The organism is Ekhidna sp. (genome assembly GCF_965221965.1).
Lineage (GTDB): Bacteria > Bacteroidota > Bacteroidia > Cytophagales > Cyclobacteriaceae > Ekhidna.
On record NZ_OZ244926.1, the window covers coordinates 127,609 to 140,118 of the forward strand.

Consider the following 12,510-nt stretch of genomic DNA (forward strand, 5'->3'; position numbering starts at 1 on the left):
TGCCCTAGTGAGGAAAAAACAAGCTGCTCTTATTTTCATCTTTGCTACTGTCCTGATTGACATAATTGGGATTGGTTTGATTATCCCTGTTTTGCCTCAGCTTCTCATGGAGGTTTCTGGGTTGAATACCAGCGAGAGTTCATTTGTTGGTGGGACATTGATTGCAACCTATGCAATCATGCAATTCTTTTTTGCTCCCATCCTGGGGGGACTCAGTGATCAGTTTGGAAGGAGACCACTGTTACTCATGGCACTTTTCGGATTGGGACTGGATTACTTAATTATCGTGTTTGCTCCCAACCTGATCTGGCTCTATATCGCACGAATGATTTCCGGGGTGTGTGGCAGTAGTATCACCGTGGCTAATGCATACATCGCAGATATTAGCACACCGGAGAATAAAGCCAAGAACTTCGGAATGATCGGAGCTGCATTCGGTTTGGGGTTTGTCATTGGGCCAACATTGGGAGGGTTTTTGGGAGAGATCGGGACACGCATTCCTTTTATGATTGCAGCCGGTCTGGCCTTTTTGAATATGTTCTACGGGATGATCGCCATTCCCGAATCGCTTCATCAAGAAGACCGTAGAGCTTTTACCTGGAAGCGAGCGAACCCGTTTGGCACTCTTAAACAAATTTTCAGCTACAAGAAAATCGTAGGATTGGTGATTAGCCTTTTCTTTATTTATGTAGCGGCTCATGCCACTCATACGAATTGGGCCTACTTTACCAGTGAAAAATTCGGATGGACGCCTCTGGATATTGGCCTGTCTCTAGGATTCGTAGGGATCATGGTGGCGATTGTTCAGGGAGGTCTTGTTGGACCAATTGTCAAAAAAATAGGAGAGGTGAATGCGGTATATACGGGATTCATTTTTAATGCCTTTGGACTACTGATGATGGGGATTATTCCTTATGGGTGGATGGCATATATAGTCATCATCCCGTACGCTTTTGGAGGACTGGCAGGGCCATCGCTTCAATCTATCATGACCAGTGAAGTGCCAAAAAATGCACAAGGTGAATTGCAGGGTGGCATCACCAGCATCATGACACTGACATCCATTGTAGGACCATTACTGATGACGGGCATTTTTCGATATTATACGAATCAGGAGAATGACATCTATTTCCCTGGTGCACCATTTATGGTAGGTACAGCTATCGCTATTCTCAGCATTTTCATTGCGAGAACATCTCTAATGAAAATCAAGCACGAGAGCGCTTGAGCGAATTCCACGTCCACATGCCGGCCACAAACTCTATGAACGAGAATACAACTAAAGCAAGTGTACCTCGCTCGAAAACATACAGCCAGATAAAGAACACAAACTGGATGATACGGACTTGAACAGTGAACCCAAAAAATGGGACAAGATTCTCTTTCGCATTTCGGATATAGTAATATCCAAGCACAGCTACCACAAACCCAATCACAATCCGCCAGACACTTTCCGGATCAGGAATCCCGATGGAGGATAACAAAGAAGATGGAGCCAGCATAAGAAAAAGCCCTTCGATGAGCAGGTAGATTCCAAAGAGCCAGACGGTTTTCGCAGGTTTTTGCATAGCTAATCTTTTTCTAAAGGTAGCTACTCATCTCTCAATTTCCTTGTTGAATGATTATAAACATCTTGTAGCATTTTGTTATTTACTTAACAAAAGTGAAACTTATCTATTATATTCACGTTTGTTAAGCAAATATTTTAATCAAATGGAGTATCAATTGGGAGAATTTGAAGAGCTGGTATTGCTGACCGTAGCGGCGCAGCATGATCAGGCGTATGGTGTGTCAATACATGATTTTCTCAGTGAAGAGACTAAGAAGAAAATCAACATCAGTGCAATTCATGTGGCACTGAAGCGGCTTGAAAAAAAGGGTTTTGTTGATTCACGTTTTGGAGGAATCACAGAAGAGCGTGGAGGAAGACGCAAGAAGTTTTACATTGTGACTGCCCTGGGTAAAAAAGTATTAGATGCCTCCCACGATCTCCGAACTAGTATTTATCAACGAATCCCTCAAATACAATTCTCAGGCGTTTAGTATGGCAGAAGCACAACCACCAAAATGGGCACTTAAATTTTTGAGATGGTATTGTCGGGAGGAATATCTTGATGAGATCGAAGGAGATATCTTTGAGTTTTTCTATCGTCGATCCAAGACATCTAAAAGATCTGCAAACCTGTTTTTTGTCTGGAATGTCTTCCGCTCCTTTCGATTGATCAATTTCAAAAAAACTCAACTATTTAATAATTGGACTATGAACTTATTTAAGAACTATACAAAAATCTACTTTCGCAGGCTAAGGCGAGAGTATGGACATTATCTGGTCAATATATTTGGTTTGGCTTTAGGCTTTACTGTGCTCTTTTTCATCTTGATGTATGTGTACGATGAGCAAAATTTTGATGCTCATCACTCCAAAAAGGAGCGGGCTTTCAGGGTTGTCAATAAAGTGGAGGAGGAGGATGGTGTTCATCATTACTTATCTGTACCCGGCCCATTAGGTGAGGCTTTGAAGCAAGAATTTCCAATCATAGAGGAAACCGCCCATTTGACCTATACGGGCTCTCAGGTAATGGCTTCAGGAGATCGCAGGTTTGCAGATAGAGATTGGGCAATGGCGACTCCAGAATTATTTAAAATACTCGATTTTGAGATCGTGAGTGGCGATCCCACCAACTCCAAAAATCCGGTCGGCATGGTGATTACAGAGGAACTGGCAATGCGCCTGTTTGATACGAAAGATGCGGTAGGAAAAGTAATTGAAGAGACCAATTTTGACAATGTTGAGGTTATTGCTGTGATGAAAGATATGCCTCGTAATTCATCCTATCGATTTAACAATATATATGTGCTTTCCAGCTACGATCATTTGAGTGAAGGATGGAAAAACTACATTCAATCCTGGTCGGGACGGTTTGCCCAAACATGGGTGCTCTTTAAGGAAGGTGCTGATCCTTCATCGATTCTTGAATTCAAAGAAGAGTTTGTAGAGAAGTATGTTTCAGAGGAAGAACGGGAGCTGGTAGACTTCTACTTTCAGAACGTAACAGATATGCACCTTGGGTCTACTGGCATTGAAACAGGGGGCATGAATCCGAGGCTGTCTATTCCTTACAGTGATCGTGAGTTTGTTTCTGTTATTCTGTTGTTGGGTATACTCGTTGTGTTTATTGCTACACTTAATTACGTGAACTTATCCTCTGTGCAAGCATTGAAGCGTACATTGGAGGCGAGCATGCGAAAGATCAATGGAGCTAATAATCGCAACCTGATCATTCAGTTGTTCTATGAAACTTTTCTGACGGTTCTCATTGGGTATGTGGTCTCAACCATACTGATATTGGTTTTATTTCCGATATTCCTTCAGATAGCGAATAAGAGTTTTGAGCTTTCGTTGCTGTATTCTATTGATCTGATCCCTTATCACATTCTTGTTGTTTCCATCGTGTGGGTACTCTCCGCCATGGTTCCCGCTCTGTATTACTCCCGACTCAAACGGTCGCTTCTTGTTTTGAAGAATGCGTTTTCAGGCAAAGGGGATAAACTTAGAAAAGTACTTGTTGGAGTTCAGTATGCGCTCTCCATCTTTTTGATTATTGGGTCAATGGTGATCTATCGGCAGCTAGACTACATTCAAAATAAGGATCTTGGGTTCAATAATGAGCAATTGATTGTGTTGGATATCAATTCAGGAAGTGCAAGGAGTAGTTTTAAAGAGATTATTCAGGGCATTAAAACCCATGCAAATGTCGTGAATGCTTCTACCTCCAGTCGCGTTCCTGGCGAATGGAAAAACATTCCAAAGGCGAACCTATCCATGACGCTGACTAATCAACCAATTGAAGCCAGTCACTATGGTGTAGATCACAGATGGCTGGATACCTACCAAATGAAATTGAAGGAAGGACAAAATTTCACCGGAGCAGACAAAACAGATAGTCTAAGCATTATCATCAATAGCAGCACAGCAGATATGCTAGAACTGGAAAACCCGGTTGGGGAAAGCATATGGGTGATGAGTAACCGTGATTCGGTTCGAATGAAGGTCATCGGCATCATTGAAGACTTTCATTATGAATCATTGTACCAGCCAATTGGTCCGGTAGTGATTACAAGCTGGAATAATCACGTTCGATCGATCGATTATTTCACAATCCGCTACGCTCAAAATCCCAAGCAAACACTGGAACATATCGAGCAGGTGAATGCAACATTTGATCCGGGAACTCCTGCAGAGATCAATTTTTTAGATGATCAGTGGAATCGCTTTTATAAATCGGAAGAAAGTAGAGCGACTATTATTTTGATTGCCTCAATCATCTCTATTCTGATTTCAGCTTTCGGACTATTTGGGCTGATTAATTTCACCATGGAACGAAAAACCAAAGAGATAGGCATTCGGAAAGTTGTCGGAGCTTCCATTGGGAATATTATTACACTTGTGCTCAGGGACTACCTGGTTCTGTTGCTGATTTCATTGCTTATTGCAGCACCAGTATCTTGGTACCTCTTTAGCGATTGGTTGTCAGATTTTGCCTATCGGATAAATTTCAGTGCTGACCTTTTCTTTATAGCATTTGCGCTGGTGTTGATTATTTCATTTACCACGGCACTTGCGCGTATACTTAAGATTGCGAAATCAAATCCGGTGAAAGCCATTCGGTATGAGTAGGAATTCAGCTCTTTGGGTGCTTGTCCTGTGCTCGTCCACCTGGTTGCCTATCAAGGCCCAAACTCATGATGAGCTTATGGCTGAGCAAAAACAATTGATAGGCGTTCTTTCAGGTAAATATCAAACTCCTTCTGGCGGCTATATTTTAGCAAGGGGGAGTGAGGATGAACGCGAGCAATCACGTGAATTTTTGGTGGAAGAAATCCGAAGCATTGGATTGAAGCCGGAGGTGCATTCGTACCGGATGCCCAACCTGAACCCACTGATTGATTTGCTTTTTGATCCCTTCAAAGGGGCAAATGTGTACACCATTCTGCCAGCTACAACTGAGACCGATGAGTATGTGGTGCTTGGCGCACATTACGATTCTGAAGTAGACTGTCCCGGAGCAATTGATAATGCGTCCGGATCAGCCTTGATTTTCAGTGTGGTGAAACATTTGAAATCTTTAAATAGTCGCTCTAAAAATGTGATCCTGGTGTTTTTCGATCAAGAAGAGGAAGAATTGGTTGGTAGTCGGGCATTTGCTAAGCTCCTTTTAAAAAGGGAATGGAATATTCACTCCGTTCACACTTTTGATATGGTGGGTTGGGATGGAGATGGGAATAAAGAAATGGAGTTGGAATTACCTACCCCTTATTTGGAAGAAGTCTATCAGAAGAAAGCGGATGAGCAGGGTATCCCACTTTATATGACTTCCATCAACTCAACCGATCACCATTCTTTTAGGCAGGTAGGCTTTCCTGCGATAGGTGTCAATGAAGCATATGGAAAAAGGGATTCCTCTCCATATAAGGACACGCCTGAAGATACATTTGAAACGGTCAATTTTGACTACCTGGCAGGATCTACATTATTTGTATTGGAAGTCATGAAAGAAATACTGAAATGAGTCAGATTAAAGAAAATCTTGAACAGATACCACTCCTTTCAGTTGCTCTGGTAGTAAGTGTATTAGCTTTTCTTGTGAAAGGCATCAGTTATTTGATCATTGGCAGTAGTATTCCTTTTCTGCTGGGAATGATCATACTTGTTTTGATTGTATTCAGCCTTACTAGACGAAATAGATTTTCCCGAAGAATTTTCCGCTTCTGGGGGTGGTTGTTGATTTTTTGGGGCATTAGCAGATTGGCTGTTGAAATCATGTTTATGCTCGCTTCCGTTACTGAAGAGCACATTCAAAATCAATTTACCATCGGTCAGAGATTACTTAGTATGGGTGCTATAATTTTTGGTGTATACATTATAAGAAAAGTTAGATTCTATCGCGAAGCGACTACCTGATAGAAAACATTTTGGTCGAAAAAAGCGAGAATTCTTACCAATAAACTTTGAATCTGAAACTTACACGTACAATTTCTGGTTCTTTTGTCGTATATTAAGAAGTTATTTATTGCAAAATCAGTCTCTGGAAGGCTATCTTTGCAGATTGCTTTTTTATACCCATAACAAATTAGTTTTTAATAAGATAATATGCGACAGTTAAAGATTACCCAGTCAATTACTAACAGGAGAGAGAGCCACACCCTGGAAAAATATTTTACTGAGGTAAGTAACGTTCCAATGATTACTCCTGATGAGGAGGTTACGCTCGCCAAGCGTATCAAGGAAGGTGATGATTTGGCATTGGAAAAACTCGTGAAAGCAAACCTTCGATTCGTTGTGTCTGTAGCCAAGCAGTACCAGAACCGAAGCTTACCACTCAATGACTTGATCAACGAAGGAAACCTCGGATTGATCAAAGCCGCCAAGAAGTTCGATGAAACCAAAGGATTTAAGTTTATCTCCTATGCCGTATGGTGGATTCGTCAATCCATTATGCAAGCATTGGCTGAGCAGTCTCGAATTGTTCGTCTTCCGATGAATAAGTCTGGTGCAATTAACCAGATCAGAAGAGCTTATGCGGAATTGGAGCAGCAGTTTGAGCGTGAGCCGACCGAAGAAGAACTGGCTGACATCCTGGAGATGAAGCCTAGTGAAGTACGAAACACGTTGGGTGCTGAAGTGAAACAGATGTCCATGGATGCTCCTTTCGGTGAAGATGAAAGTGGATCATTGCTTGATGTACTTGAAAATGTAACTACGGGTCCTACCGATGGAAATCTTGTATTCAATGATTCATTGAAAGTAGAGACCATGAGAGCATTGTCTACACTTACTGCCAGAGAAAGAGAAGTGGTGATGATGAGCTTTGGTATCGGATGTGATAACCCTTTCACTTTGGAAGAGATTGGTGATGCGATGGGCTTGACTCGTGAAAGAGTCAGACAAATCCGTGAGAAGGCACTTCAGAAATTAAGAGAGCCTGGCAAAAACAGAAGATTGAAAGAATTCTGTGCAAGCTAATAACTGGGAAAAGCATTAATTTAATCCCTGCCAACCGGCGGGGATTTTTTTTGCTCAAAATCGAATCATGCCCATTCAGGAAAAACTTGCATATGCACTGGATCGAAAAGATCAGGAACCAAACAGATTGGTAGCAAGGCAGATTGTGGAATCCGAGGGCCAAAGAGGAATAGAGGACCTGATCGAATTCATTGAGAGCAAACCCAAAAAAAGAGCCCAGATGGATGCCATGCTTGCGTTAGCCTATGTGGGTGAAATGAGTCCTCAGGTATTAGCACCTTACGTCCACTTTCTGATCAGTAAGCTGAACGATCCGATCAACCGGGTCATATGGGGGAGTATGATTGGTTTGGCTCATATTGCACATTTGGTTCAACCAAAATTGTTCAGCGGACTTCCGAAAGTGATTGATGCAATGGATGCCGGAACCGTGGTAACACGGGACTATGGCTTTCGAATTATGGTCGACTTGTATAAGGATAGGCAATTTCAGGAAGATATGTTTCTGCTCATTCAGGAGCAACTAATGAAAGCACCGTCCAATCAATTGGGACAATATGCTGAGCGGATTATAGAGGTGTTGAACAAAAATCACCTAAATCCGCTTATTGAAACGTTGGAATCGAGGAGGGAAGATGTCACGAATGAGCATCACATAAAAAGACTGAATAAAAACCTTAAAAAGCTTTACAAACAATTATGATTCACTGGGACGATTTTGCGAAAATTGAAATGCGAGTAGGAACCATTCTGAAAGCCGAATCATTTCCGGAAGCTAAGAAACCGGCCTACATCCTTACCATTGATTTCGGCCCTGAAATCGGAATTAAAAAAAGCTCGGCCCAAATAACCACACTTTATAATAAAAAGCGTCTAAAAGGGGAGCAAGTAATTGCTGTAGTAAACTTTCCTCCTAAGCAAATCGGTCCCTTCATAAGTGAGTGCCTGGTGATGGGAATCTACAATGAACAGGAAGATGTCGTCCTTCTTCGTCCGCAGCGAGAGGTGATGAATGGGTGTAAGGTTGGATAATGAATGGGTGTGGTGTTTCTTTGCGCCCGGAAAAGCTAAATCTTAAATCAATAATTCTACAATCCTAAATTTCATGTCCCAAACTCATCTCGTTTCCTGGAATGTTAACGGCGTAAGAGCCATCGTAAAGAAAGATTTTATCAAAGATGTGAAGGAGATGGATCCGGATGTTCTTTGCCTGCAGGAGACCAAAGGACAACCAGAGGATGTGAAGACAGCACTTCAGCTGTTGCCACAATATGAGGTGGCAGTAAACTCTTCGAAAGAGCGAAAAGGGTATTCAGGAACCGCTATCTTATCCAAAGAGAAGCCTCTTGAAGTTTTCTATGACATGGGTATTGAAGAACATGATAAGGAGGGAAGAGTGATTGCGGCGGAGTTTGAAAATTTCTTTGTGGTGACCGTTTACACACCCAATTCCGGGGAAGGCATGAAGCGTCTAGATTATCGGTCAAACTGGGATGATGCATTTAGAGAATACATCATCAGCCTGGAAGAGAAGAAGCCCGTGATTATTTGTGGGGACTTAAATGTGGCCCACACAGAGATTGATATTGCAAGAGCTAAAGAAAATTATAATAAGGCTTCAGGGTACACCCAGACAGAAATCGATGGATTGGAAGCACTACTCAACGAGGGGTATATTGATACGTTTCGTTTAAAACATCCCGAAGAAGTAAAGTATTCCTGGTGGAACTATAAGTATCGGGCTCGTGAACGAAATGTCGGCTGGCGGATCGATTACTTTTTGGTGAGCGAGAAACTGAAAGATCAGGTGGCAGAGGCACATATTTACAACGAATACATGGGGTCGGATCACTGTCCGGTCGGTTTAAAACTTAATAGCTAAGAAGCATGGAAACAAAAAAAATTCCTTTAAATGACCTGCACGAAAAGCTGGGAGGCAAGATGGTTCCCTTTGCAGGATACAACATGCCTGTTCGATATTCTTCGGATAAGGAAGAGCACCTCACAGTACGTGAGTCGGTGGGAGTATTTGATGTCTCACACATGGGAGAGTTCATGCTTCGAGGACCACATGCTCTGGATTTGATCCAGTGGGTAACGAGTAATGATGCTTCGAAAATCGAGGATGGACAGGCTCAGTATTCTTGTCTGCCGAATGATAAAGGCGGAATCGTGGATGACCTTTTGATCTATCGTATGGGTGAAGAGGAATACATGCTGGTAGTAAACGCTTCCAATATTGAGAAGGACTGGAACTGGATCAAGAGTCAGGATAAGTGGGGCGTGGACATGGAAAACATCTCCGACGATATAGTACTGCTTGCCGTTCAGGGGCCTAAAGCAGTAGAAACCTTGCAAAAACTTACCGAGGTTGATTTATCAGAAGTAAAATTCTATCGGTTTATACAAGATAAACTGGCCGGTAAGGAAATGATTATTTCAGCGACTGGCTACACCGGTTCCGGTGGATTTGAGTTGTACATCAATAAAGCAGATGCTGAGGAAGTTTGGAATAAGGTTTTTGAGGCAGGTGAAGAATTTGGTATTAAACCAATTGGTTTGGGGGCTCGAGATACTTTACGACTTGAAAAAGGATTTTGCCTGTACGGCAATGACATTACAGATGAAACATCTCCACTAGAAGCCGGGTTGGGCTGGGTGACAAAATTCACTAAGGATTTCGTAAATAGTGAAAATCTGAAAGCGCAGAAAGAAGCTGGCGTGACTCGAAAACTAGTAGGGTTTGAAATGATTGATCGAGGTATTCCAAGACATGACTATGAGCTGGTAGATGCTGAAGGTAATATCATTGGTAAGGTAACATCAGGGACCATGTCTCCTTCACTAAATGTAGGAATAGGGATGGGCTATGTAACCAAAGAGCATAGCGCACCTGATACCGAAATCTACGTGCAGGTTCGAAACAAAAGCTTGAAAGCGAAGGTGGTGAAGCCTCCGTTTCTTAAATAACCAGACATGAAAACCATCGAAGTTTGCTTAACCCCGGACCTCATCCACCAGCATGACCTGTCCGGAAAGATTGTCGTGGTGGTCGATATTTTTCGAGCCACCTCCTGCATCGTGACGGGGCTGGCGAATGGCGTAGAAGCAATCAAACCGGTAAAGGAGGTGGAGGAGTGCAAAGCACTGGGAAAAGAAGGATACCTCATGGCAGGAGAACGTGGTGGACAGAAAGTAGAAAGCTTTGATATGGGGAACTCGCCTTTTGAATACCTGGAAGATCGTGTGAAAGGAAAAAAAGTAGCCATCTCCACAACCAATGGCTCCAATGCCATACTGAAATCAGAGGGAGCAGATGCTATTTTGATTGGGTCATTCCTGAATCTTGAGGCACTTGCTGAATACATTTTGCAGTTACCAATAGGTGTAGTAGTACACTGTGCCGGATGGAAAGGCACGCCAAATTTAGAGGATACCCTCTTTGCCGGGGCACTGATCGATGAATGTGCAGAGGAAATGGAGCCGATCGGGGATGCTGCCTTATTGGCACATCAGCTGTTTGTTGCCAATCATGAAAACTTACTGGGACTGGCCTTGCAATCCAGTCACGCCGAGAGACTCAAGGGTTTTGGTATCGAAAAGGACCTGGAGTTTTGCATGGAAGAAAGCAAGTACCAGGTGGTGCCGAAGTTCATAGATGGGGAGTTGGTAGCTTGATCTTAAAAAATCTAGATATCTCTAGTTGAGAATTCTAGTTTGTAATACATTTACAAAACAAAAACCAGTGGCACTAGAAACCACTGGCTTAACTGAAGATTACCGAGAACTCGTTTTTCCCTTGGAATGGGAGACGAGTTTTTCTCTTTTCAGGGGCTCTTGTTAGTCTCAATTACATTGGAAGTGTATCAAGCAATAGCCCCATCAAGTAATTCTATGGTAAAGTTCTCTGATAAAAAGCGCATTTCCAAGCAGTTATTACGGGTTACTTAAATCAATTTGGAATTTTGAATTACTTAATAATAGCTTGTATTTCAGTGACTTATCTGTAAAATTTGTAATTGCAACTTTGATGAAAACGCGTTGAAATGGGGGTAAAAAAAAGTGAAAAAAAAATTAAAAATATTTTTGTAACAATTTTTCACATAATGAGTCTCGAAAAGAAAAGCAAATTTTTATTTTTGCGGATTTTTTATAAAAAACATCATGAACTGGTTATTTCCCCTTCTCGCCATTGTAGCAATCATCCAGATTGCCATTTTCATCATGGCTCGCCGCATTCGTAAAAAAGAGAAGGAAAATAATGTACTGCTGAAATACAATATCAACTCTCGCCAGCGAGCCTGGCAGCTACTTGGGGATCAATCCATTCCAGAGGAGGATAAAGTGGAGATTAAGAAGTACTATGATGGTGATGAATAAGATACTGCTGTTATGCCGTGCCTGACACGGCATCTTCCACTAAGCTTTAGATCAAGTCCGAATTGAAAGAACGGTCATTTCAACTTCTCATTCTCCTGATGCCTTGTGCCATCACGAGCATTCTTCTTTTCAAGATTTTTCTTAAGTGCTTCTGCAAGGTCCACACCCGTTTGGTTCGCCAGACAGATTAGTACCCAAAGTACATCGGCCATCTCATCTCCCAGGTCTCTGTTTTTGTCAGACTCTTTGAAGGACTGTTCTCCATACGTCCGGGCCATGATGCGTGCAAGCTCTCCCACTTCCTCGGTGAGCATCGCCATGTTGGTGAGCTCATTGAAGTAGCGCACGCCTTTTGTTTTTATCCACTCATCTACAACCTTTTGTGCTTCTTCTATCGTCATCAATTGTTGCTGTTAGCTTCCAGGTGTTCATTTAGGTGTTTGAGCTCAAAGCCTTCTTCTTCAAGCTTTGAAAGGTAGAAAGCCATTCGGTCTCTTTCCTCTTTCATCAGGCTGTCCATGTTTGGGTCAAATTCCTTGAACGTTTCATGTGGGAAGCGTTTGCCCGGCTCGTAATTATCTTTCCAAAAGAGACTTTCTACCACTGTGCCATCCTGGTAGTAATACTTAAATTCTTCAGCCAACCGGTCATCCATGAAATTCATCATATGTCCGGAAAATATTGGTTTCCCTCCCTCAAAGTAGAAGTAGTCATCCCTTTCGAAGTGAGGCGTTTTGATAATGCCTACCAATTTCATAAGACGTCCCTCATTGAAGTAGCCTCGCACTTTGTAAGTGGAATCTGCCTGCACAAAATCATCTTCTACAATGCTGACGCGATGATTTTGATCAATGTGTTTCACTTTGTAGTCCACTGCTTTCACCAGTGGCCGGTTTTCTTTTTTCACTTCAGAGCCACATGCCCATAACAAGCCAATGACTACAATGAGGGATAGATTTTTCATAACACGGGTTGGTTTTTATAGAAAGTTAATGAATTCCCTCTTTTATCGTGGGTGTGTTCCACCGAAGTAACAAATTCTTCGATGTATGGATCCTGACATTATTGATGTCTACGAAAATAAATAGGTGTTCAGATCGAACAAA

The 12,510-nt window shown here is 42.2% G+C and carries 15 protein-coding genes; 12 read left to right on the forward strand and 3 right to left on the reverse strand.

All coding sequences use genetic code 11. The features are described 5' to 3' along the window. Positions 1 to 7: 7 nt before the first annotated feature. Positions 8 to 1,228, forward strand: a complete 1,221-nt coding sequence (locus ACOQON_RS00620; RefSeq protein WP_420576993.1) for a TCR/Tet family MFS transporter — start codon at positions 8 to 10, stop codon at positions 1,226 to 1,228. Here ACOQON_RS00620 and ACOQON_RS00625 read toward each other — a convergent pair. Continuing rightward, positions 1,209 to 1,568, reverse strand: coding sequence for a hypothetical protein (locus ACOQON_RS00625; protein WP_420576994.1), 360 nt, complete (start codon positions 1,566 to 1,568; stop codon positions 1,209 to 1,211). The genes ACOQON_RS00620 and ACOQON_RS00625 overlap by 20 nt on opposite strands. 145 nt (positions 1,569 to 1,713) lie before the next feature. On the opposite strand from ACOQON_RS00625, the gene ACOQON_RS00630 reads away from it, so the two are divergent. The 11 genes from ACOQON_RS00630 (at position 1,714) to ACOQON_RS00680 (ending at position 11,404) form a co-directional block, all read left to right on the forward strand. Continuing rightward, entirely contained in the window at positions 1,714 to 2,043 is a 330-nt protein-coding gene (locus ACOQON_RS00630) for a PadR family transcriptional regulator (RefSeq protein ID WP_420576995.1), read from the forward strand. Beyond that, positions 1,976 to 4,678, forward strand: coding sequence for an ABC transporter permease (locus tag ACOQON_RS00635; RefSeq protein WP_420576996.1), 2,703 nt, complete (start codon positions 1,976 to 1,978; stop codon positions 4,676 to 4,678). Before ACOQON_RS00630 ends, ACOQON_RS00635 begins: the two co-directional genes overlap by 68 nt. After that, positions 4,671 to 5,570 carry a M28 family metallopeptidase gene (locus ACOQON_RS00640; protein WP_420576997.1) on the forward strand — a complete coding sequence of 300 codons (900 nt, stop codon included), beginning with the start codon at positions 4,671 to 4,673 and terminating at the stop codon, positions 5,568 to 5,570. Before ACOQON_RS00635 ends, ACOQON_RS00640 begins: the two co-directional genes overlap by 8 nt. Next, the gene (locus ACOQON_RS00645) at positions 5,567 to 5,962 is read left to right on the forward strand and encodes a hypothetical protein (RefSeq protein ID WP_420576998.1); all 396 of its coding nucleotides are present in this window, start codon (positions 5,567 to 5,569) and stop codon (positions 5,960 to 5,962) included. The genes ACOQON_RS00640 and ACOQON_RS00645 overlap by 4 nt, the downstream gene beginning before the upstream one ends. Before the next feature lie 189 nt (positions 5,963 to 6,151). Next, on the forward strand, positions 6,152 to 7,024 hold the full coding sequence (locus ACOQON_RS00650; RefSeq protein ID WP_420576999.1) for a sigma-70 family RNA polymerase sigma factor: 873 nt from the start codon (positions 6,152 to 6,154) through the stop codon (positions 7,022 to 7,024). Between the two features lie 67 nt (positions 7,025 to 7,091). Continuing rightward, positions 7,092 to 7,727, forward strand: a complete 636-nt coding sequence (locus tag ACOQON_RS00655; protein ID WP_420577000.1) for a hypothetical protein — start codon at positions 7,092 to 7,094, stop codon at positions 7,725 to 7,727. After that, on the forward strand, positions 7,724 to 8,056 hold the full coding sequence (locus tag ACOQON_RS00660) for a tRNA-binding protein (protein WP_420577001.1): 333 nt from the start codon (positions 7,724 to 7,726) through the stop codon (positions 8,054 to 8,056). The genes ACOQON_RS00655 and ACOQON_RS00660 overlap by 4 nt, the downstream gene beginning before the upstream one ends. Positions 8,057 to 8,129: 73 nt before the next feature. Then, entirely contained in the window at positions 8,130 to 8,906 is a 777-nt protein-coding gene (locus tag ACOQON_RS00665) for an exodeoxyribonuclease III (protein WP_420577002.1), read from the forward strand. A gap of 5 nt (positions 8,907 to 8,911) precedes the next feature. Continuing rightward, positions 8,912 to 9,994, forward strand: coding sequence for a glycine cleavage system aminomethyltransferase GcvT (gcvT, locus tag ACOQON_RS00670; protein ID WP_420577003.1), 1,083 nt, complete (start codon positions 8,912 to 8,914; stop codon positions 9,992 to 9,994). A 6-nt stretch (positions 9,995 to 10,000) separates the two neighbouring features. Beyond that, entirely contained in the window at positions 10,001 to 10,702 is a 702-nt protein-coding gene (locus tag ACOQON_RS00675; protein ID WP_420577004.1) for a 2-phosphosulfolactate phosphatase, read from the forward strand. 486 nt (positions 10,703 to 11,188) lie between these two features. Further along, positions 11,189 to 11,404 (forward strand): hypothetical protein, encoded by a 216-nt coding sequence (locus tag ACOQON_RS00680; RefSeq protein ID WP_420577005.1) that lies wholly within the window; start codon positions 11,189 to 11,191, stop codon positions 11,402 to 11,404. Positions 11,405 to 11,478: 74 nt separating this feature from the next. On the opposite strand, the gene ACOQON_RS00685 is transcribed toward ACOQON_RS00680, so the two are convergent. After that, positions 11,479 to 11,805, reverse strand: coding sequence for a nucleotide pyrophosphohydrolase (locus ACOQON_RS00685; RefSeq protein WP_420577006.1), 327 nt, complete (start codon positions 11,803 to 11,805; stop codon positions 11,479 to 11,481). Then, complete coding sequence (locus ACOQON_RS00690) at positions 11,805 to 12,368, reverse strand: hypothetical protein (RefSeq protein ID WP_420577007.1); 564 nt, start codon at positions 12,366 to 12,368, stop codon at positions 11,805 to 11,807. Before ACOQON_RS00690 ends, ACOQON_RS00685 begins: the two co-directional genes overlap by 1 nt. Positions 12,369 to 12,510 lie beyond the last annotated feature (142 nt).